This window comes from Micromonospora sp. WMMA1947 (assembly GCF_027497355.1).
GTDB lineage: Bacteria > Actinomycetota > Actinomycetes > Mycobacteriales > Micromonosporaceae > Micromonospora.
In genome coordinates, this window is sequence record NZ_CP114909.1 from 3,625,367 (window position 1) to 3,645,714 (window position 20,348).

Consider the following 20,348-nt stretch of genomic DNA (forward strand, 5'->3'; position numbering starts at 1 on the left):
TGCGGCGGCGATCGGACCGGTCGGCCACCGTGTGTCCGAGGCGGTCAGGCCGGGCCGAGCAGATCCCAGGGGTTGCCGGCGATGTCGCGGAAGACCGCGACCCGGCCGTACGGCTCGGTGCGGGGTGGCCGGACGAACTCGACGCCCGCGTCGACCATCCGGCGGTACACCGCCTCGAAGTCGTCGACCTGCAGGAAGAAGCCCACCCGGCCGTGGGTCTGGTCGCCCACCGCGCCGGCCTGGTGTTCGCCGTCGGCGCGGGCCAGCAGCAGGCCGGTCCCGCCGCCCGGCGGGCGTACCACCACCCAGCGCTTGGGCCGGCCGTCGTTCGTCAGGGACGGGCTGTCCTCGGCCAGCTCGAAGCCGAGCACCTCGGTGAAGAACGCGATGGCCGGGTCGTACTCGGCCACGACGAGCGTGACCAGGTCGAGCCGCACCGGGCTCAGACCTGCGTGAGCGTCGGCAGGTGCCGTTCGACCACCGGCAGCACGTCGGCCACGGTGATCGGCCGGCCCAACTCGGCGGTCAGCGAGGTGACCCCGGCGTCCCGGATGCCGCAGGGCACGATCCGGTCGAAGAAGCCCAGGTCGCAGTCGCAGTTGACGGAGAAGCCGTGCAGCGTGACGCCACGGGCGACCCGGATGCCGATGGCGGCCACCTTGCGGGCCGGCCCCCTGTCGTCCTCCGGCACCCACACGCCGCTGCGTCCCTCGACCCGGCCGGCGGCCAGCCCGAACTCGGCACACACGTCGATCAGCAGTTGCTCGGTGCGGCGGACGTACGCGACCACGTCGACCGGGTCGGGCAGCCGGACGATGGGGTAGCCGACCAGTTGCCCCGGACCGTGCCAGGTGATCTTCCCGCCGCGGTCCACGTCCACCACCGGGGTGCCGTCCATCGGCCGGTCCCACGGCTCGGTGCGCTTGCCGGCGGTGTAGACGCTGGGGTGCTCCAGCAGCAGCACGGTGTCGCCCTGCTCGCCGGCCACCACCGCCTCGTGCAGCCGGCGCTGCTCGTCCCAGGCGGCCTGGTAGTCGAGCAGGCCGGCGCGGACGGCGGTCAGCCCGGAAGTCGTCACGCTCACCCGTCCAGCCTAGTCCCGCCCTCCGGGAACCGGACCCGTGAGCCTCGTCGCCATCGGGCCGAGGCGGCGGTCAGGCCGGCACCCGCCACAGCCAGACGTCCTCGACCCGCTCGGGCGGGCCGAGCAGCGCGGTGGCGGTGCGCCGCAGCGCCTCCTCGTCGACGTCGAACTTGGCGCCGTGCACCCGGTCGGGCAGCACCACCGCCTGGACCCCCCAGTAGCGCAGGTCCGCCCGGGACGCCCGGATGCTGCCGTCGGTGATGATCGGCACCAGGCCGGTCCGCCCGGCCTGATCCATCAGCGAGTCGAAGGTGCGCGGCACCGGGCCGATCCGGCCCCGGCCCTCCGGCCCGCCCGGCCCGAGGAAGAACCCGGACGGGATCCGGAACTCACCCTGCCGGTTCGCCAGCGCGTACGCCTGCCAGCGCTGCCCGTCCGGGTAGACGTCCACGGTCAGCGGCAGCGGGGTCAGCACCCCGTCCGGCGGGACGTAGCGCTGCCAGGCGCCACTGGTGATGAACTGCGGAATCGGCTCGCGGACGCTGGTGAGCAGCGGCGTCGGCACCAGCGGCAGCAGCGCGGCGACGAAGCCGAGCGCCCAGGCCAGCCCGCTCACCCGGCGCCGTGGCGGCCGGGCGCGCAACGTGTCGATCGCGTACGCCAGCAGCAGGCCGATCACCGGCGCGACCACGAGCGCCAGCCGGGACGGCAACGCCGCGTTGATCACCGGCAGGTTGTCCAGCACCCCGAACGGCAGCGTCTGGTCGAAGCGGCGGCCGTTCCACTTCACCGTCGGCCCCCACGACAGCACCGCGAAGACCACGGCGGTCACGCCGAGCGCCGCGAGCGTGGCTCGGAACGCCCGGTCCGCGCGCCACCACAGCAGCGCGAAACAGGCGACGGCGAGCAGGAGCAGCGGTACGCCGAAGAACGAGTTCTCCTCCGTCGGGTTGGGCGCCAGCGAGGTGCCCCACCCGGCCCAGCCGGCCAGCGACCGGCGCGGATACGACCCGTACGCGGCGATGTCCTCGGAGTGGATCAGCGGGTCGAACCCGGTGCCGTGGAACCGTTGCGGTCCGAGGAAGTGCAGCCAGAGCGGGTACGCCAGCAGCGCCCCGGCGACGAGCGCCGTCACGCCCAGCCCGGCCGCCATCCGGGGCAGCGCGGCGCGTACCTCGGACCGGCGGGCCGGGTGCAACGCCCACACGGCGAGGAACACGCCGAGCGCCAGCGCGGTGAAGAACAGCCCCTCGGCGGCGATTGAGAACGCGACAGCCACCAGCAGCCCGAGCACGATCCCGCCGGTGACCGCCCGGCCCGGGCGACGCAGCCGGAACACGCCCCAGATCAGCAGCGGCACCAGCCAGCCCGCCGTCCAGTTCAGGTGTGCGTTGGCGTGCGACACCATCGCCGGGCAGAAGGCGATGAACAGCGCGGCCACACCGGCGGCCAGCTGGCTGCGCACCAGGTGCCGGCTGAGCAGCCAGTACCAGGCCACCGCCGTCGCGGCCAGGTTGAGCGTGAGGATCACCAGGAACGTCGCGGGCGGCCCGATCAGGTACGTCAGGGGCGCGAAGACCGCCGCGTACACGGTGATCGAGGTGTTCACCGCGAGGTTCACCCCGTCCGGCACGTTGATCAGCGTGGTGAACAGCGGGTTCTGCCCGTGGGTCAGCGCGTGCCCGCCGAACGCCAGCAGCCACTCGAACAGCGCCTGGTCGCTGGAGTTGACGGTGATGGCCCGGCTGTTCGGATCCCGCCACATGCCACTGGTCACCCAGAGGGCCAGGGTCAGCGCGGCGAGCGTCACCAGCAGGTCGGAGCGCCGGTCGCGGACAGCTGTCGGCGACCGGCCGGTGGCCGGGGACGGGGAGGAGGGCACGCAGCGGACGTTACCAACCGGACCTGGGCAGACCGCCCGGACACGAAACTCGGCCGCACACTTCGGTGGCCGTGAATGTGTGAGCGGCGGCCATTCCGGTGTGACGAAACGCGGCCGTAACGTCGCGGCAACCCGGAGGTGACTCAGTTCACATTCCACGATCGGGAGGTCCCCGTGCCCCGCTCCTCATCCCTCATCGCCCGCGTCGCCGGGGCGGCGGCCGGGGTCGTGCTGGCCGCGGCCACCGCGCTGGTCGCCGCCCTTCCCGCCCAGGCGGCCTCGCTGACCCAGGTCACCGGCTTCGGCTCCAACCCCGGCAACCTGGCCATGTACGCGTACCGCCCGGACGGCCTGCCCGCCGGCGCGCCCGCCGTGGTGCTGCTGCACGGCTGCGTGCAGAACGCCTCGACGTACGTCGCCAACTCCGGCTGGCAGAAGTACGCCGACCAGTGGAAGTTCGCACTCATCGCGCCGCAGCAGCCCAGCGGCAACAACGCCAACTCCTGCTTCAACTGGTTCGAGACCGGCGACACCGCGCGCGGCCAGGGTGAGGCGCTGTCGATCAAGCAGATGGTCGACTACGCCAGGACCACCTACGGCACCGACGGCGCCCGGGTCTACGTCAGCGGCCTCTCCGCCGGTGGTGCGATGAGCGCGGCCATGCTCGCCGCCTACCCGGACGTCTTCGCCGGCGGCTCGATCATCGCCGGCATCCCGTACCGCTGCGCCACCAGCACCGTCACCGCGTTCAGCTGCATGAACCCGGGCGTGGACAAGACCCCGGCGCAGTGGGGCGACCTGGTCCGCGGCGCGTACGCCGGCTACTCCGGCAAGCGGCCCCGGGTGGCGATCTGGCACGGCACCAGCGACACCACGGTGGCGACCGCGAACGCCGCCGAGTCGCGGGACCAGTGGACCAACGTGCTGGGCGTGTCGACCACCCCGACTAGCACGTCCACGCTGCCGTCCGGGACGAGCCTGGAGGTCTACGGCGCCGACCAGGTCCGCCTCTACCGGGTCTCCGGGATGGGCCACGGCACCCCCGTCGACCCGGGTACGGGCGCGGACCAGTGCGGCACCGCCGGGGCGTACTTCCTGGACACCATCTGTTCGACGTACCGCGACGCGGTCTTCTTCGGGCTCGGCGGTGGCGGCGCCTCGCCCAGCCCGACCCCGACGGCGACCGCGTCACCCACCCCGACCGCGTCACCGACCCCGACCGCCTCGCCCTCGCCGACCAGTGCGCCGGTCTGCATCACCGCCAGCAACTACGCGCACGTCGTGGCCGGGCGGGCCTACCAGTCCGGCGGGTACGCCTACGCGCTCGGCAGCGGGCAGCGGATGGGCCTCTACAACACCTTCTACACGAGCACGCTCAAGCAGACCGGACCCGCGTACTGGGTGATCGGCTGCTGAACCGCGACGCCGCGCCGCCCTCGCGGGCTCACTCCGTGAGGGCGGCGTGCAGCGCGCCCGGCAGCTCCGGATGCGTCCAGGGGAAGCCGGACTTGTCGAGCACGCCCGGCAGCACCCGGCTGCTGGTGAGCGCCTCCTGTGAGAAGCCGCCGAGCGCCACCTTCAGCGCCACCGCCGGGATCGGCATGATCGCGGGGCGGTGCAGCTGCCGGGCCAGCTCCCGGCTGAAATCGGCGTTGGTGACCGGCGCCGGGCCGACCACGTTGACCGGGCCCGCCACGTCGTCGCGGTCCAGCAGGAACTTCGCCGCGTTCAGCCAGTCCCGCATCGAGATCCACGGCACCCACTGCCGCCCGCTGCCCAGCTTGCCGCCGACGCCCAGCCGGAACGGCAGCAGCTGCGGCTTGAGCAGGCCGCCGTCGCGGTGCAGCGGCAGTCCGGTACGCAGGCGCACCACCCGTACCCCGGCGTCCTCGGCCGGGCGGGTCGCGGCCTCCCAGACCCGGCAGACGTCGGCCAGGAACCCCTCACCCGCAGGCGCCTCCTCGGTGACCGCCCGGTCGCCGGTGTTGCCGTACCAGCCGACGGCGGAGGAGTTCAGCAGCACCGCGGGCCGGTCGGCGGCGGGCAGGCCGGCGATCGTGATGGCGAGCGTGGTGGTGCTGTCCACCCGGCTGGTCCGGATCAGCTTGCGGTACTCGTCGTTCCAGCGCTTGTCGCCCACCCCGGCGCCGGCCAGGTTCACCACCGCGTCGGCGTCGGCGACGCACTGCGGGTCCAGCTGCGCGGCGGACGGGTTCCACTGCCGTTCGGCGGGTGTGCGTGGTGGGCGGCGGACCAGGCGGGTGACCTGGTGGCCGTCCGCGGTGAGGCAGTCGACCAGTCGGGTGCCGAGGAAGCCGGACACGCCGGCCATGAGGATCCGCATGCTCACATCTTCCGATACGAACCCCGATTCGGATGCGTTGAGCGAAATCACTCACTCGTCACGCCCGCCGGGTTGCGCGCCGCCCGTGGCCCCTCAGCCGGTCGGCCGGTTGACCGGATGCACGGTGATCAGACCGTCGAGTCCGAGGAAGTCGGCGGGGTTCGTGGTGTAGAGAGGAAGCGCGTTGGCGTGTGCGACGGAGGCGATCATCAGGTCCGCCACCCGGCGGCGTGTGCCTCGTCCGGCGGCGAGCACAGCCGCTGAGACCAGGCCGAATGCCCGCGCCGCCTCGGCGTCGAACGGAAGTGGTTCGAACGTGGCTTCGACGTGTTGCAGGACGCTCATCCGGCGGGCACGCTCGCGCGGATCGTCGGTGTGATGTGGACCGGCCGAGAGTTCGGCAAGCGTGACCGCACTGATGACCATCTCGTCGGGCAGTTCCGCGCCGTCGAGGCCAGCCAGATGGATGACGATGTTGGTGTCGATCAGACCGCGAACGGGGAGGTCACCATTCACGGCCGGGCAGATCCTGGTCGATTGCGGCGTCGAGGTCGGCCCGGAAGCGTGCCTCGTCCAGCCGTGGTGCGCTGGCGAAGGCGGCGAGCACCTCGGCTCGCGGCACGAACGTGCGCCGCCGGATCGGGATCAACCGCCCGATCGGCGTGCCGTTGCGGGTAATGGTGAAGGACTCTCCGCGCTCGACTCCGCGCATGATGGCGCCGGAGTCGTTGCGCAGCTCGCGTTGGGTGATCTCGCGATGAGCGTGCTCGGCCACACCGGCAGCCTACCGCCTGTGTGCTACGAAGTGCTACAGGTTGTCGGCGTCGGTGCGGCCGAGCCGGTCAGGCGGGGGCCGGGGTAGTGCGCAGGTCGGCGAGCAGGCGTTCCACCTCGGCGAAAGCCGCCTCCGGCAGCGGCCCGTACGCCAGCGCGCCGAGGTTCTCCTCGGCCTGCGCCACCGTCCGGCAGCCGGGGATCGGCAGCGTGTGCGGGCTGCGGGCGAGCAGCCAGCCCAGCGCCCCCTGGGCGAGTGTGCGGCCGTCTGCGGTCAGCGCCTCACGGACCCGGGCCACCCGCTCGGACCACTCGGCGCGCGGTACGCCGCCGGTGAACCAGTCCAGCCACTCCGGTGCCACGCCGCGTACGTCGTCGTCGCCCCGGGCGGTCGGCGCGTCCTGGTACTTCGCGGTGAGCAGGCCCATCGCCAGCGGCCCCCGGTTGAGGCTGGCCAGGTCGAACTCCGCGCAGACCGCGAGCATGGCGGCGTTGTCCCGCAGCACCGACTGGTCGTGCTGGATCGCCGCGCAGTGCGGTCCCGCCTCGGCGAAGGCGCGCGCCGAGGCGGGGTCGTCGGTGCTCCAGCCGTACGCCCGGATCTTTCCCTGCGCGACCAGGTCCTCCAGCGTGCCGACGAGGTCCAGTGCCCGTGGCACCGGCAGGCCGCCCAGGTGGAGCTGGTAGAGGTCGACGTGGTCGGTGCCGAGCCGGCGCAGCGAACCCTCCAGGCTGCGCCGCGCGTAGTCCGCGGTGGCGTCCTCGCCGAGCGCCTGGCGGGTCTCCTCGTCGGTGGGGTAGCCGAACTTGGTCGCGATGACCGCCCGGTCCCGGCGGCCGGCGAGCGCGCGCCCCAGCACCCGTTCGCTGTGCCCCGCGCCGTAGTTGCTGGAGGTGTCGAACAGCGTCGCGCCCAGCTCCAGGGCCCGGTGGACGGTACGCACCGACTCGTCGTCGTCCACCTCGCCCCAGCCCAGCGGCTGGGTGCCGTCCCAGAGCGGGCCGCCGATCGCCCAGCAGCCCATGCCGATCGCGCTGACCTCGATGCCGCTGCGGCCCAGCCGTCGTGTCGTCGTCATGCGGCCAGTGTTCACTTTCGAGTGTGCTCGAAGTCCAGCTCTTTTCCCGCCAGCCGGGGCAGGAGCGGGGCGAGCGCGTCGACTGCTCCGGCGCGTACCACGAAGCGGGTGACGCCCCAGCGGCGCTCGTGCCCGGCCACGGCCGCGACGATCTCGTCGGGCGTGCCGGCCAGCACGAACGGGGTGGCCAGCACCTCCGCCGGGGTGAGTCCGGTCTCGGCGGCCGTCGCGGCGGCGGCCGCCTCCGCGTCGTCGGTGACGGCGACGTGCTGGACCAGCGCCTCCAGGACCGGCGGGGTGTCCCGGTCGGCGGCGCCGGCCGCGACGCAGGCCAGCTGCGCCTCGATCTGGTCGGCCCGCCACCGGACGGCGTGCTGGTGGCCATCGGGCAGGGTACGGCCGAAGCCGGCCAGGCCGACCACGTCGGCGTGCCTCCCGGCCCAGCGCAGCAGCGCCGAGTTGGACGTGCCCACGGTCAGCGGGATCCGGTCCTGGACCGGCCGGGGCGCCGTGAGACGGGCGGCGTGCGCGGTCAGCTCCTCGGTGTCCACAGTGACCTCGTCGCCGGCCAGCAGCGCCCGTACCGCCTCGGTCACCGCGACGCAGCGGCGGACCCGGCCGGCGACGTCCGGGCGCTCGCGCCCGACGGCCCGCCACTCGGCCGGCGTGTGGCCCGCCCCGACGCCGAACCGGGCCCGCCCGCCGGAGACCACGTCCAGGGTGGCCACGTCGGCGGCGAGCAGGATCGGCTCGCGGACGCCGGCGTTGGAGACGTACGAGCCGAGGCCCAGCGTGCTGGTCACGGCCGCCGCGGCGGCCAGCGCGACGAACGGCGACGCGCAGTCGCCGGGGTGGTCGGCCGCGAACAGCGCGTCGAAGCCGGCCGCCTCGACGGTACGGGCCAGCTCGGTCCAGCTCGCCGCGTCGGTGGGTTGGGCCTGTACGGAGAAGGTCGCCATCGCCTCAGCATCGGCGCGCACGCAGCGGTGGGCCACCCCGTACGCGCCGATTCTGCCGACGGCCGAACGTCACACCGCGTCGAGGCGGGCCAGGTCGGCGGGGGAGAGACGCAGCGCGGCGGCGGCGACGTTCTGCTCCAGGTGCGCGGGGTCGCCGGTGCCGGGGATGGCCAGCACGTTCGGGCCCCGGGCCAGCGTCCAGGCCAGCCGGACCTGGGTCGCCGTCACGCCGTGCTCCCGGGCCACCGCGAGCACCTCCGGGTGCTCCTCGCCGGTCGCGCCGGCCTCCCGGCCGCTGGTGACGATGGAGAAGAACGGCACGAACGCGGTGCCGTGCGCCGCGCAGTCCCGGATCAGCTCGTCGTGGCTGCGGCGGTAGCCCAGGCCGTACGAGTTCTGCACGCACACCACCGGGGCGATGGCGCGCGCCTCGGCGACCTGGTGCGGGCGTACGGCGGAGACGCCGAGGTGCCGGATCAGCCCGGCGTCGCGCAGCTCGGCCAGCGCGCCGAAGTGCTCGGACAGCGGCTCCGGGCCGTGCACCCGCAGGTTGATCACGTCCAGGTGGTCGCGGCCGAGCTGGCGCAGGTTCTCCTCCACCTGCCCGCGCAGCTGGTCCGGGCGGGCCGCCGGCAGCCACTGCCCGGACGGGTCCTTGCCCGGCCCGACCTTGGTGACGATGACCAGACCCTCCGGGTACGGCCACAGCGCCCGGTTGATCAGCTCGTTGGCCGAGCGCAGCGGCGAGAAGTAGAACGCGGCCGTATCGATGTGGTTGACGCCCAGCTCGACGGCGCGGCGCAGTACGGCGACGGCCCGGTCCCGGTCGCTGGGGCTGCCGTCGGCGTTCGCGGTCAGCCGCATCGCGCCCAGGCCCATCCGGTTGACGGTCAGGTCGCCGAGCTGCCAGGTGCCGGCCGCGCCGGCGTGGACGGTGTCGATGGTCATGTGGCCCCCGTATCCCTCAGGTGTGGCCCCGCGGCGGGGCCGACAGGTTTCACGGAGGCGGCGGGCCGCTGGTTCACTCGCCTTCGTCGCGGTCGTCGGGCCGTTCGTGCCAGCGGGCCCGCCAGGCCGCCTCGTGCGCCTCGTGGCTGGCGCGTTCCTCGAAGATCAGCTTTCGCAGGGCCCGCCGGCCCTCGTCGAAGACGATCACTTCGACGGCCACCATACCCACGGTGATGGCGGTGAGCATGCCCAGCGCGGCCAGCCCCGGCACCCGTTCCGCGACCGGGATGGTCAGGCCGAGCAGCAACGCCGTCGCGACCCGCGTCCAGCTCAGCGTGCGCAGGGTACGCAGCTGGAACAGCATGTTGCCGCAGAGGTAGCAGATCACGCCGCCGAACAGCAGCGGTACGCCGGGACCGTGCGCCGGTTCGCTCGGTGGCACGTTCGGGTCGGCGATCCCGTGCACGATCGTCTCGGCGCCGAGCGCGAACAGGATGATGCCCGCGATCATCGGCAGGAACAGGTACGCGTACGCGTCCCGGGCCATCGCCACCCGGGGGCCGTCCTGCGCGACGTGCAACGCGATCCGGGCGGCCGGCCCGATCATGTCGTAGTGCGCCCACCAGAGCGCGGCGGTGAAGAAGATGCCGAGTACCGCCGCCGCGACGGCGGGCCAGGTGGGCGGCTGGCCGAGCAGGTTGCTGCCCACGCCGACCGAGATGACCGACTCGCCCAGCGCGATGATCAGGATCAGGTCGTACCGCTCGGTCCAGTGCTCGGCCGACGCGACGCCCCAGCCCCAGGTGCCGGCGATCATGCCGCTGCCGTACTGGAGCAGGATGACCACCGCCCACAGCACGTCCCGGAGCGCCGCCGCGGAGAACAGGTCGTCGATCCTCGGCGGCAGCAGCGCGGCGACCAGCAGCAGCGCGGTGCTGCCGATCAGTTCCGGGGCGAACCGGAGGAGTTGCCGGCGCTCGTTCGGGCTGTCCCGTACCGCGTGCCGGTACAGCAGCAGGTGGATCAACCGCAGGACGGTGTAGCTGAGCGCCGCGACCATCGGCCCGGCCGCGTTGCCGCGCGGGTCGCGGAACGCGTGCGGCAGCGAGAGCGCGAACGTGAACAGCGCGGCCATGCCGACGGTCATGAGCACCGGGACGAAACCCTCGCCGAGGCGTACCCGGGTGGCGACCACGCTGTGCACCACCCACGACCACCAGAGCACGGCGAGGACCAGCAGCGCGTGCAGCAGCGCGCCGCCGGTCACCTGGAGGGCGGTGGCCCGGGTGATGATGAAGAACGAGAAGACGAAGACCAGGTCGAAGAAGATCTCGAACCGGTCGACCCGGGCGCCGGGGGCCACCGGCACCGCCGGTCCCAGGCGTCCCCGCCACCCGTACGAGCCCACCGGCCGAGTCTGTCAGCGCAGGTCGGGCCGGGTGACCGATTCGGTCAGCCCGGCCGGTGCCGCAGGCCGTCCATCAGCAGGTCGAGCAGGCGTCCGGCCTGGGCGCGCTGGTCCGGCTCGCCGGCCACCAGGGAGACCCCGCTGAGGCTGGCGAGCACGTCGGCGGCGGCCACGTCGGCGCGCAGGGCACCGGCCGCCGCGCCGGCCGCGAGCAGCTCGCCGAGCGCGGCCAGCAGCCGGTCGCGGCTCTGCGCGTACGGGTTGGCGCCGGCGGCGATGACCAGCCGCAGCGCGTCGGCCATGCCCCGCTTGGTGGCGAGGTAGTCGACGAACCGGTCCATCCACGCGCGCAGCGCCGCGTCGGCGGGCTGGGCGGCGAGCAGCGCCGGGGCGGCGTCGCAGAGCTTCTCCAGCTCGTTGCGGTACGCCGCCTCGATCAGTGCCTCCCGGCTGGGGAAGTGGCGGTAGAGCGTGCCGATGCCGACGCCGGCCTCCTTGGCGACCCGGTCCAGCGTTACCTCCGGGCCGTCCTGGGAAAACGCCTGGACCGCGGCGTCCAGCAGCCGCTGCCGGTTGCGCAGCGCGTCCGCGCGCAGCGGTCGGTCGGGCACGGTTCCTCCTCGGCTCGACCGGGTCGCGGCCCGGGTCGGTGGTAACCGGAGTCTCCTCCGGTTATGCTGAGCAAGTAACGGAGGATCCTCCGCTTCTGATCGTAGCGGGCGGACATCGGTCCGCGTCGCCGTCGACAAGGATGGACCATGACAACCCCGACACCAGTCACCACCCCGTTCTCCGCCGAGACCACCGCCCTGGAGGTGGTCAGTGACCTGGACCTGACCGGCCGGCGGGCCGTCGTCACCGGCGGCGCCTCCGGGATCGGCGTCGAGACCGCCCGCGCGCTCGCCGCCGCCGGGGCCGACGTCACCCTCGCCGTACGCAACACCGAGGCCGGTCAGCGTGCCGCCGCCGAGATCACCGGTGCCACCGGCAACGACCGGATCCTGGTCGCCCCGCTCGACCTGGACGATCTCGCGTCGGTGGCCGCGTTCGTCCGGAACTGGGACGGGCCGCTGCACATGCTCGTCAACAACGCCGGGATCATGGCCTCCCCGGAGATGCGTACCGAGCAGGGCTGGGAGATGCAGTTCGCGACCAACCACCTCGGCCACTTCGCGCTCGCCACCGGGCTGCGCCCGGCGCTCGCCGCGGCCGGTGGCGCGCGGATCGTCTCCGTCAGCTCGGGCGCCCACCTGCGCTCACCTGTGGTGTTCTCCGACATCCACTTCCGGCAGCGGCCGTACGACCCGTGGCTGGCGTACGGGCAGTCCAAGACCGCGAACGTGCTGTTCGCGGTGGAGGCGACCCGTCGCTGGGCCGACGACGGCATCTACACCAACGCGCTGATGCCCGGCGCGATCCGGACCAACCTGCAGCGCTACATCACCGAGGAGGAACTGGTCCGGATGCGCGCGCAGAGCGGCGGCGGCGCGGCCTCGTTCAAGACCCCCGAGCAGGGCGCGGCGACCTCGGTGCTGGTCGCCGCCTCACCGCTGCTCGACGGCGTCGGCGGCCGGTACTTCGAGGACTGCCAGGAGGCCGGGCCGAACCAGCCGGGCACGCGGACCGGCTGGGCGCCGTACGCCCGGGACCCGGAGGCCGCCGAGCAGCTCTGGACCGTATCCGAAGAGCACCTGAAGGGCTGAGGCCGCACACGACGAAGGGGGCGCGCGGCATGTCGCCGCGCGCCCCCTCGCCGTACGGGATCTACAGACCCAGCTCGGCCTCGAAGTTGCCGCCCTCCAGCCGCTGCTTCACGGCGGTGAGGAAGCGGGCCGCGTCGGCGCCGTCGATCAGCCGGTGGTCGTACGACATGGCCAGGTAGACCATCGACCGGATCGCGACGACCTCACCCAGCTCCGGGTCGTTGACCACGACCGGGCGCTTCACCACGGCACCCGTGCCGAGCATCGCCGACTGCGGCGACGGCACGATCGGGGTGTCGAACAACGCGCCCCGGCTGCCGGTGTTGGTGATCGTGAAGGTCGCCCCGGCCATCTCGTCCGGGGTGATCTTGTTGGCCCGGGTGCGCTCGGCCAGGTCGGCGATCCGCTTGGCGATGCCGCCCATGTTGAGGTCACCGGCGTTGTGGATGACCGGCACGAGCAGGCCGCGCTCGGTGTCCACGGCGATGCCCAGGTGCTCGGCGGCCGGGTAGGTGATCGTGCCGCCGTCCAGGTCCATGCTGGCCTGGACGATCGGGTACGTCTGGAGCGCCTCGATCGCGGCCAGCGCGAAGAACGGCAGGAAGGACAGCTTCACGCCGTGCTTGGCCTGGAACGAGTCCTTGGCCCGCGCCCGCAGCTTGGCGACCTTGGTGACGTCGACCTCGACGACGGTGGTCAGCTGCGCCGTCTCGTGCAGCGACTGCTGCATCCGCTTGGCGATGGTGGCCCGGATGCGCGGCAGCTTCTCCGTGGTGCCCCGCTTGGCGCTCGGCTCCGGCTTGGCGGCCGGCTTTGCCGGGGCCTCGGCCTTGGCGGCCGGCGCGGCGGCGGCCGGCTCCGGCTTGGCGGCCTTCGCCTTCTCGGCCGCCTCCAGCACGTCCTGCTTGCGGATGCGGCCACCCACGCCGGTGCCCTTGAGCGAGCCCAGGTCCACGCCGTGCTCGGCGGCGAGCTTGCGCACCAGCGGCGTCACGTACCCGGCGGAGTCCTCGCCGAACTCGGCCGGAACGCTCGGACGCTGCGCGGCGGCCGGCGCGGACGGCTGGGCTGCCGCCTCGGCCTTGGCCGGCTGCGCTGCCTTCTCCGCCTCGGCGGCCGGCTCGTTGTAGGACGCGCCCGGCGTCGGCTCCTCGACCTTCGGCTCCGGCTTCGGCTCGGGCTTCGCCTCGACCTTCGGCTCCGGCTTGGGCTCGGGCTTCGGCTCCGCCTTCGCGGGGGCGGCACCGGCCACCCCGACGATCGCCAGCACGGCGCCGACGTCGGCGGTCTCGTCCTCGGCGACCTTGATCTCCTGCAGCGTGCCGGCGACCGGCGACGGGATCTCGGTGTCGACCTTGTCGGTGGAGACCTCCAGCAGCGGCTCGTCCACCTCGACGGTCTCGCCGACCTGCTTGAGCCAGCGGGTGACCGTACCCTCGGTGACGCTCTCGCCCAGGGCCGGCATGGTCACCGGCGTGCCCTCGCCCGACGACGCGGCGGGCTGGGCCGGCTCCTCGACGGCCGGCTGCTCGGCCTCGGCGCCCGGCTCGGCGGCGGCCTCCTCGGCCTGCTGCTCCGGCTCGGGGCCGGTGCCCTCGGCGGCGGCCGTCGGCTCGGTGGCCGGCTCGGCCTCCTCGGTGGGAGCCGCGCCCGCGTCCTCGCCCTCGCCGGCGATGACCGCCAGCTCGCTGCCGACCTCGGCGGTCTCGTCCTCGCCGACCACGATCCGGCTCAGCACGCCCGCCGCGGGGGACGGGATCTCGGTGTCGACCTTGTCGGTCGACACCTCGAGCAGGGGCTCGTCGACCTCGACGGTGTCACCCTCCTGCTTGAGCCAGCGCGTGACGGTGCCCTCGGTGACGCTCTCGCCGAGCCGGGGCATGGTGACCGATACCGGCATGTTCTCCAGACTCCTTCATTCCCCTGGTGGGATCATCGCCCGTCGCCGGACGCCGCGGTTGTCGTGTCAGGCGTGCGAGTGCAGCGGCTTGCCGGCCAGGGCCAGGTGCGCCTCGCCCAGAGCCTCGTTCTGCGTCGGGTGGGCGTGCACGAGCTGCGCCACCTCGGCCGGGTACGCCTCCCAGTTGTAGATGAGCTGCGCCTCGCCGATCAGCTCACCGACCCGGGCGCCGACCATGTGCACGCCGACCACCGGGCCGTCGTCCACCCGGACCAGCTTCACGTGGCCGGCGGTCTTGAGGATCTGGCTCTTGCCGTTGCCGCCCAGGTTGTAGTTGTAGGTCTTGATCTTGTCGGCGCCGTACTGCTCCTTGGCCTTCGCCTCGGTCAGGCCGACCGACGCCAGCTCCGGGTCGCAGTAGGTGACGCGCGGGATGCCGGCCTCGTCGATGACGGCCGGGCTCTTCCCGGCGATCTCCTCGGCGACGAAGATGCCCTGCTGGAAGCCGCGGTGCGCGAGCTGCAGGCCGGGCACGATGTCGCCGACCGCGTAGACGTTCGGCACGCTGGTGCGCAGCCGCTCGTCGGTCAGCACGTAGCCGCGGTCCATCTTGACGCCCTGCTCCTCGTAGCCGAGGCCGGCGGTGTTCGGGCCACGGCCCACGGCGACCAGCAGCAGCTCGGCCTCGACCGTGTCGCCGCCCTGAATGGTCAGCTTCACGCCCTTGTCGGTCTTCTCGACCTTCTCGAACGGCTTGCCGACCTTGAAGTTGATCTTCCGCTTGCGGAACGCCCGCTCCAGCGCCTTCGACGACTCCTCGTCCTCGGCCGCGACCAGGCGGGGCAGCGCCTCGACGATGGTCACGTCCACGCCGAAGGACTTCCAGACGCTGGCGAACTCGACGCCGATCACGCCGCCGCCGAGCACGATCGCCGACGACGGGACGCGGTCCAGGGTCAGGGCGTGGTCGCTGGTGATGATCCGCTCACCGTCGACGTCCAGGCCGGGCAGGCTCTTGGCGTACGAGCCGGAGGCCAGCACGACGTTGCGGCCGGTGTAGCGCTTGCCGTCCACCTCGACGACGTTCTTGCCGACCAGCTTGCCCGCGCCGGCCACGAAGGTGATCTTCTTGCTGCCGCCCACCAGGCCCTGCAGGCCCTTGTACAGACGGGAGATCACGCCGTCCTTGTACGAGTTGACCGCCTTCATGTCGATGCCGACCAGCTCGGCCTTCACGCCGAACTGCTCGGACTCGCGGGTCTGGTCGGCGATCTCGGCGGCGTGCAGCAGCGCCTTGGTCGGGATGCACCCGTTGTGCAGGCAGGTCCCGCCCAGCTTGCTCTTCTCGATGAGGGCGACGGAGAGGTCCAGCTGGGCGGCACGCAGCGCCGCCGCGTAGCCGCCGCTACCACCTCCGAGGATGACGATGTCGAAGGTCGTGTCGTTCGGCTCGCTCACATCCAACTCCCAGGTCGCGTCACTGCATCGGGGGTTACGGCGGAGTAACAGGCACACCCCACCTCGGTCATCTTGTCACCACCACGGACCGGGCGCGTACCGAGGTGCCCAACGACACGTCGGTGACACGTACCCTTGGCACCGTTCTCGATGACGGCGGTGGGGGAGGAGTGGATTCGGTGGGGCTGTTCCGACGACGCAAGCGGGCGGCCCCGGCGAGCCGCGACCGCGCCGCCGACCGTGCCGATCTGGACCATCTGGAGAACTTCGTCCGGACCCGGAAGGGCGTCGAGGCGTACATCGAGCCTCGTACGACAGTCACCGAGACCACGATCATGCTGATCGCCGACGACGGCGAGTGGACCCGGCGGCGCGTCGGCGGGCCGGACGAGGCTCGCCGCTGGGCGCACCGGATCGCCATTCCGATCTACGACGTGCGGCTGATGGGCTACCCGCAGCGCATGCGCGACTACAACGAGCGCCGCAAGCGCCGTCCCGAGCTGTACTGAGGCTCTCGGGCGCAGGTGTTGAAAAGGGCCCCTTCTGCAACGCCAGGCGTTGAGAAGGGGCCCTTCCCTACACGTCAGCCGTTGGTGGCGACGTCCTCGACCAGGTGCACGAGCGTACGCACCGGCACGCCGGTGCCGCCCTTGGTCCAGTAGCCGGTCGCCTCACCCGAGTGGTAGCCCGGGCCGGCGATGTCGATGTGCGCCCACGCCACGTCGTCGGTGACGAACTCGCGCAGGAACACCCCGCCCTGCAGCATGTGCCCGGCCCGGTCCATCCCGGCGTTGACCTGGGAGATGTCCGCGACCTCGGACTCCATGCCCTTGCGCACGTCGTCCGGCAGCGGCATCGGCCAGGCCGGCTCGCCGGTCGCGTCACCGGCGACCCGCACCCGCTCGCACAGCTCCGGGGTGCCCATCACACCGGCGATCCGCTTGCCCAGCGCGATCACCTGGCCGCCGGTCAGCGTGGAGGTCTCGAACAGGTAGTCGGCGCCGTCCGCGCAGGCCCGCGCCATCGCGTCGGCCAGCACCATCCGGCCCTCGGCGTCGGTGTTGAGCACCTCCACCTTCTTGCCGTTGAACATGCTGATCACGTCGCCCGGCCGGTAGCTGGTGCCCGACGGCATGTTCTCCGCCATCGGCAGGTAGCCGGTGACGGTGACCGACGGCTTGAGCGCCGCGACCGCCAGCATGGCCGCGCCGACCGCCGCCGCGCCGGCCATGTCCGACTTCATCTCCCACATGCCCTGCGCCGGCTTGATCGAGATACCGCCGGTGTCGAACGTGATGCCCTTGCCGACCAGCGCGACCCGCTTGCCGTTGCCGCCGCCGGAGGGCGTGTAGGTGATCTTCACCAGCCGCGGCGGGGCCTCGGAGCCCTGGCCGACAGCGAGGATGCCGCCGTAGCCACCGGCCTTGAGCGCCGCCTCGTCCAGCACCTCGACCTCCAGCCCCGCCTCGCGGGCCGCGGCGGAGACGACGTCGGCGAACGCCGGGGGACGCAGCTCGTTCGGCGCGGTGTTCACCCAGTCCCGGCTGGTCCGCACCGCGCCGGCCACCGCCTGCGCCCGCGCCACCTCGGCCTGGGCGGTCGCGTCGGCCGCGTCCGGCACCGCCACCAGCACCTCGGCCACCGGCTCGCGCCGGGCCGGCTGCGGCTTGGTCTTGTAGCCGGCGAACCGGTAGCCGCCCAGCAGCGCGCCCTCGGCGACCGCGCGCAGCGCGGCCGGGGCGTCCGCGTCGTCGGGCAGCGGCAGGGCCAGGGCGACGCGCGAGGCGCCGGCCAGCGCCCGTACGGCGGCGCCGGCGGCCCGGCGCAGCGACTCCGGGGCCGGAGCGGCGCCCGAGGGCTCCGGGCCGAGGCCGACGGCCACGACCAGCGGGGCGGTCACGGTGCCCAGCGTGGCCAGCTTGATCACCTCGCCCGGGCCACCGGTCGCGCCGAGCAGGGCCAGCGTCGCGGTCAGCTTTCCGTCGAACGCGGCGGCGATGCTCTCCCCGCCGGTGGCCAGCAGCAGGGCGTGGGCGGGTGCGCCGTTGCCCGGCTCGGTGGTCTGGCTGTGCACGCCGATCACGATCGCGTCGACGGCGAGTTCGGCGGGGTCGGTGTCGACCAGGCTGAGGGTGGTGCGGGGCGATGTCACGAAAGCTACTCCGGGCGGGCCGGGCCGGCCGCGTCGTCGCGTACCGGCGATGAAGGTGTCTCCGGCGGCAACCTACCCGCCGGGAGGCGTGGCTGTCCCGCCGATGCGTGCCGACGGGATCCCGCCGATGCTAACCACAGCGGTCCGGGCCGGTAAGTTGCCACCCATGACCGAGGTGACCTCCGACGCCGCCGAGACCCGGCTGCGCCGCTCCCCGCTGCACGAGCGGCACACCGCGCTCGGCGCGAAGTTCGCCCCCTTCGGGGGCTGGCAGATGCCGCTCGAGTACGCCGGTGGCGGCGTGCTCAAGGAGCACACGGCCGTCCGCGAGGGCGTCGGCGTGTTCGACGTCTCGCACCTGGGCAAGATCCGGGTCACCGGGCCGGGCGCGGCGGACTTCGTCAACGCCTGCCTCACCAACGACCTCGGCCGGATCACCCCCGGCCAGGCGCAGTACACGCTCTGCTGCGACGACGCCACCGGCGGCGTGGTGGACGACATCATCGCCTACCTGCACGCCGACGACCACGTCTTCCTGGTGCCCAACGCGGCCAACACCGCCGAGGTGGCCCGCCGGCTGCGCGCCGCCGCGCCCGCGGGCGTCACCGTCACCGACGAGCACGAGGCGTACGCGGTGCTCGCCGTCCAGGGACCGCGCTCGGCGGACCTGCTGGGCGCGCTCGGGCTGCCCACCGGGCACGACTACATGAGCTTCTCCACCGCCACGCTCGACGGGGTGGAGCTGACGGTGTGCCGCACCGGCTACACCGGCGAGCTGGGCTACGAGCTGGTCGTGGCGTCCGAGCACGCGGTCGCCGTCTGGGACGCGCTGTTCGCGGCGGCCGACGACGTCCGCGCCTGCGGCCTGGCCGCCCGGGACACGCTGCGCACCGAGATGGGCTACCCGCTGCACGGGCGGGACCTGTCCCCGGAGATCACCCCGGTGCAGGGCCGCTCCGGCTGGGCCGTGGGCTGGGACAAGGCGGCTTTCTGGGGCCGCGACGCGCTGCGCGCCGAGAAGGCCGCCGGCCCGGCCCGTACGCTGCGCGGCCTCACCGCCGTCGACCGGGCCATCCCGCGCCCCGGCATGGCCGTCTACGCGGGCGACCGGCAGGTCGGCACCGTCACCAGCGGCACGTTCAGCCCGACGCTCAAGCAGGGCATCGCGCTGGCGCTTGTCGACACCGACCCGAAGCTGCCCGACGGGGACGAGCTGGAGGTGGACATTCGTGGCCGCCGCGCCCGGATGCGCCTGACCCGGCCGCCGTTCGTCAAGCCCTCGGTGCGCTGAGGCCGGAGGCGGGCCCGCCCTCGGTGCGCTGAGCCGCGCGGGTCAGTCCTCGCCGCGCTCCCCGGCGTCGAGGACGGCCTGCGTCCAGCCGCCCTCCAGCACGCCGGTGCCGTCCAGCACGGCCCAGTCGACGACGTCGGTCGCCTCCACCACCACCGGGGAGCCGATCCGCACGCTCGGGTCGGTGTTGGCGTCGCTGGCGCTGGCACCGACGATCCGTTCCGGGGTGTCCCACGAGGTCACCCCGGCCCAGACGTACTCGGGGCCGTCGTCGCCGGGCAGGCCGTACTTGACCACGAGCTGGCTCTCCTCGGGCAGTCGCCCGGCCAGGAAGCGGGCCCGGATGTCGCCGAGCGCCTCCCGGGCGGTCTCCACCGCCCGGCTCATCGCGTCACCGGTGCGGGTGTAGCGCACGTCCGGCTGGATGCCGTTGAACAGCGTCGCGCAGGCGGCGGCGAAGTAGCGGCCGGGCGGACCCGGGTGCCCCGGCGGCGGGTTGAGGCTCAGGAACGAGTCGGCGTCCGGGTCGGTGGCCGGGTCCAGCTCCAGCCGCAGCAGCACCGGCGCGGTGGCGCCGTGCTGCTCCGGATTGCCGTACGCCACGGCGATGTCGTGCCCGGTCACCGTGGCCAGCACGGGAAGCTGCACGAACGCCGGCACCTCCTCGCCGGACAGCCCGTCGGTCCAGTCCCGCAGCAGCCGCCGGGCCGCGCCGGTCATCACCGCGCCCCACGCCCGGGTCAGGTGGTCCGGCACGCCCTGCGCCTGCAACTCCAGCAGCCCGAACCGGCGCAGCCCCTTCGTGGTGAACCACAGCCCGTCGGAGTCCGAGGAGTAGGGCACCAGCACCCAGTCGACGAGCCGGATCCGGCCCTGCTCGTCCGGCAGCGAGCGCAGCGCCGCCGCCGGGTCGAGGAACTGGAGCCCGAAGACGTCCACCACGTCCCCGTCCACCGTCTCGGCGACCGCCGCGGCCACCGCGCGGGCGGCCCACTCGTGCGCCGGCGGCCAGCCCGGCCGGTACTCGGCCTGCACCACCACCAGGTGGGTGGCGGCGGCCAGCCGGGCCAGCTGCTCCTCGGTCGCGCCGAACGCGGTGAGAAGGTCCGGCGGCAGCTCGGGGAACTCGTCGACGGTACGGGTGTCGACTGTCATCAGCGGGCTGTCGAGCATCTGCCGGGCCAGCCCGTACACCGGTTCGGCGAGCCGGCCGGCCAGCCCTTCCACGGCCGTCTTCGGGCTCACCTTGGGCAGCCCGGTGATCGGCACCAGATAGGTCGCGTCGAGCGACTCGGGCACCGGTACCGGCAGGAAGTCGTCCGTGATGAGCATGCCGTCCCCCTCGACCGCGCCGGTGCACTCGCCC

At 73.3% G+C, this 20,348-nt stretch carries 19 protein-coding genes; 4 read left to right on the plus strand and 15 right to left on the minus strand.

Annotation, left to right across the window (positions count from 1 at the left end; genetic code table 11):
• Window positions 1-44: 44 nt before the first annotated feature.
• The 3 genes from O7604_RS17445 to O7604_RS17455 all read right to left on the minus strand — a co-directional run bounded on the left by O7604_RS17445 (window position 45) and on the right by O7604_RS17455 (window position 2,966).
• Complete coding sequence (locus tag O7604_RS17445) at window positions 45-437, minus strand: VOC family protein (protein WP_269704789.1); 393 nt, start codon at window positions 435-437, stop codon at window positions 45-47.
• Between the two features lie 5 nt (window positions 438-442).
• A complete protein-coding gene (gene lipB, locus O7604_RS17450; protein WP_043329324.1) occupies window positions 443-1,084 on the minus strand; it encodes a lipoyl(octanoyl) transferase LipB in 642 nt (213 codons plus the stop codon).
• A gap of 70 nt (window positions 1,085-1,154) precedes the next feature.
• Window positions 1,155-2,966, minus strand: a complete 1,812-nt coding sequence (locus tag O7604_RS17455; RefSeq protein WP_269704790.1) for a DUF2079 domain-containing protein — start codon at window positions 2,964-2,966, stop codon at window positions 1,155-1,157.
• Between the two features lie 174 nt (window positions 2,967-3,140).
• Here O7604_RS17455 and O7604_RS17460 point away from each other — a divergent pair, with 174 nt between their 5' ends.
• Window positions 3,141-4,382 carry a PHB depolymerase family esterase gene (locus O7604_RS17460; protein WP_281577132.1) on the plus strand — a complete coding sequence of 414 codons (1,242 nt, stop codon included), beginning with the start codon at window positions 3,141-3,143 and terminating at the stop codon, window positions 4,380-4,382.
• Window positions 4,383-4,410: 28 nt separating this feature from the next.
• Here the strand turns inward: O7604_RS17460 and O7604_RS17465 are convergent, their stop codons facing one another.
• The 8 genes from O7604_RS17465 to O7604_RS17500 form a co-directional block, all read right to left on the minus strand.
• The gene (locus tag O7604_RS17465; RefSeq protein WP_269704792.1) at window positions 4,411-5,310 is read right to left on the minus strand and encodes a TIGR01777 family oxidoreductase; all 900 of its coding nucleotides are present in this window, start codon (window positions 5,308-5,310) and stop codon (window positions 4,411-4,413) included.
• A gap of 93 nt (window positions 5,311-5,403) precedes the next feature.
• Window positions 5,404-5,826, minus strand: a complete 423-nt coding sequence (locus O7604_RS17470; RefSeq protein ID WP_269704793.1) for a type II toxin-antitoxin system VapC family toxin — start codon at window positions 5,824-5,826, stop codon at window positions 5,404-5,406.
• Window positions 5,816-6,085 carry a type II toxin-antitoxin system prevent-host-death family antitoxin gene (locus tag O7604_RS17475; protein ID WP_269704794.1) on the minus strand — a complete coding sequence of 90 codons (270 nt, stop codon included), beginning with the start codon at window positions 6,083-6,085 and terminating at the stop codon, window positions 5,816-5,818. Before O7604_RS17475 ends, O7604_RS17470 begins: the two co-directional genes overlap by 11 nt.
• 67 nt (window positions 6,086-6,152) lie before the next feature.
• Entirely contained in the window at window positions 6,153-7,163 is a 1,011-nt protein-coding gene (locus O7604_RS17480) for an aldo/keto reductase (protein ID WP_281577133.1), read from the minus strand.
• A gap of 11 nt (window positions 7,164-7,174) precedes the next feature.
• A complete protein-coding gene (locus tag O7604_RS17485) occupies window positions 7,175-8,122 on the minus strand; it encodes an LLM class flavin-dependent oxidoreductase (protein ID WP_281577134.1) in 948 nt (315 codons plus the stop codon).
• Window positions 8,123-8,191: 69 nt separating this feature from the next.
• Entirely contained in the window at window positions 8,192-9,070 is an 879-nt protein-coding gene (locus O7604_RS17490; protein ID WP_269704797.1) for an oxidoreductase, read from the minus strand.
• A 73-nt stretch (window positions 9,071-9,143) separates the two neighbouring features.
• Entirely contained in the window at window positions 9,144-10,478 is a 1,335-nt protein-coding gene (locus O7604_RS17495) for a low temperature requirement protein A (protein WP_269704798.1), read from the minus strand.
• A gap of 44 nt (window positions 10,479-10,522) precedes the next feature.
• The gene (locus tag O7604_RS17500) at window positions 10,523-11,089 is read right to left on the minus strand and encodes a TetR/AcrR family transcriptional regulator (RefSeq protein WP_281577135.1); all 567 of its coding nucleotides are present in this window, start codon (window positions 11,087-11,089) and stop codon (window positions 10,523-10,525) included.
• Between the two features lie 147 nt (window positions 11,090-11,236).
• Here O7604_RS17500 and O7604_RS17505 point away from each other — a divergent pair, with 147 nt between their 5' ends.
• Entirely contained in the window at window positions 11,237-12,181 is a 945-nt protein-coding gene (locus tag O7604_RS17505) for an SDR family NAD(P)-dependent oxidoreductase (RefSeq protein WP_281577136.1), read from the plus strand.
• A 61-nt stretch (window positions 12,182-12,242) separates the two neighbouring features.
• Here the strand turns inward: O7604_RS17505 and sucB are convergent, their stop codons facing one another.
• Both sucB and lpdA read right to left on the minus strand, forming a co-directional pair.
• Window positions 12,243-14,081 carry a 2-oxoglutarate dehydrogenase, E2 component, dihydrolipoamide succinyltransferase gene (gene sucB, locus O7604_RS17510; protein ID WP_269704801.1) on the minus strand — a complete coding sequence of 613 codons (1,839 nt, stop codon included), beginning with the start codon at window positions 14,079-14,081 and terminating at the stop codon, window positions 12,243-12,245.
• Window positions 14,082-14,147: 66 nt separating this feature from the next.
• Window positions 14,148-15,539, minus strand: coding sequence for a dihydrolipoyl dehydrogenase (gene lpdA / locus O7604_RS17515; protein WP_269704802.1), 1,392 nt, complete (start codon window positions 15,537-15,539; stop codon window positions 14,148-14,150).
• A 179-nt stretch (window positions 15,540-15,718) separates the two neighbouring features.
• On the opposite strand from lpdA, the gene O7604_RS17520 reads away from it, so the two are divergent.
• Window positions 15,719-16,048: a hypothetical protein gene (locus O7604_RS17520; RefSeq protein WP_064448299.1), complete on the plus strand. Its 330-nt coding sequence runs from the start codon at window positions 15,719-15,721 to the stop codon at window positions 16,046-16,048.
• Window positions 16,049-16,122: 74 nt separating this feature from the next.
• Here the strand turns inward: O7604_RS17520 and O7604_RS17525 are convergent, their stop codons facing one another.
• Complete coding sequence (locus O7604_RS17525; protein WP_269704803.1) at window positions 16,123-17,691, minus strand: leucyl aminopeptidase; 1,569 nt, start codon at window positions 17,689-17,691, stop codon at window positions 16,123-16,125.
• A gap of 166 nt (window positions 17,692-17,857) precedes the next feature.
• On the opposite strand from O7604_RS17525, the gene gcvT reads away from it, so the two are divergent.
• Complete coding sequence (gene gcvT, locus O7604_RS17530; protein ID WP_281577137.1) at window positions 17,858-18,982, plus strand: glycine cleavage system aminomethyltransferase GcvT; 1,125 nt, start codon at window positions 17,858-17,860, stop codon at window positions 18,980-18,982.
• Window positions 18,983-19,024: 42 nt separating this feature from the next.
• On the opposite strand, the gene O7604_RS17535 is transcribed toward gcvT, so the two are convergent.
• Complete coding sequence (locus O7604_RS17535; protein ID WP_281577138.1) at window positions 19,025-20,314, minus strand: DUF2314 domain-containing protein; 1,290 nt, start codon at window positions 20,312-20,314, stop codon at window positions 19,025-19,027.
• Between the last annotated feature and the right edge of the window lie 34 nt (window positions 20,315-20,348).

What these genes read in the sequence shown, in the direction of transcription:
- O7604_RS17465 (WP_269704792.1), bottom strand. Translation starts at nt 5,310, where the DNA reads ATGCGGATCCTCATGGCCGGCGTGTCCGGCTTCCTCGGCACCCGACTG.
- O7604_RS17480 (WP_281577133.1), bottom strand. Translation starts at nt 7,163, where the DNA reads ATGACGACGACACGACGGCTGGGCCGCAGCGGCATCGAGGTCAGCGCG.
- O7604_RS17485 (WP_281577134.1), bottom strand. Translation starts at nt 8,122, where the DNA reads ATGGCGACCTTCTCCGTACAGGCCCAACCCACCGACGCGGCGAGCTGG.
- O7604_RS17490 (WP_269704797.1), bottom strand. Translation starts at nt 9,070, where the DNA reads ATGACCATCGACACCGTCCACGCCGGCGCGGCCGGCACCTGGCAGCTC.
- O7604_RS17505 (WP_281577136.1), top strand. Translation starts at nt 11,237, where the DNA reads ATGACAACCCCGACACCAGTCACCACCCCGTTCTCCGCCGAGACCACC.
- sucB (WP_269704801.1), bottom strand. Translation starts at nt 14,081, where the DNA reads ATGCCGGTATCGGTCACCATGCCCCGGCTCGGCGAGAGCGTCACCGAG.
- gcvT (WP_281577137.1), top strand. Translation starts at nt 17,858, where the DNA reads ATGACCGAGGTGACCTCCGACGCCGCCGAGACCCGGCTGCGCCGCTCC.
- O7604_RS17535 (WP_281577138.1), bottom strand. Translation starts at nt 20,314, where the DNA reads ATGCTCATCACGGACGACTTCCTGCCGGTACCGGTGCCCGAGTCGCTC.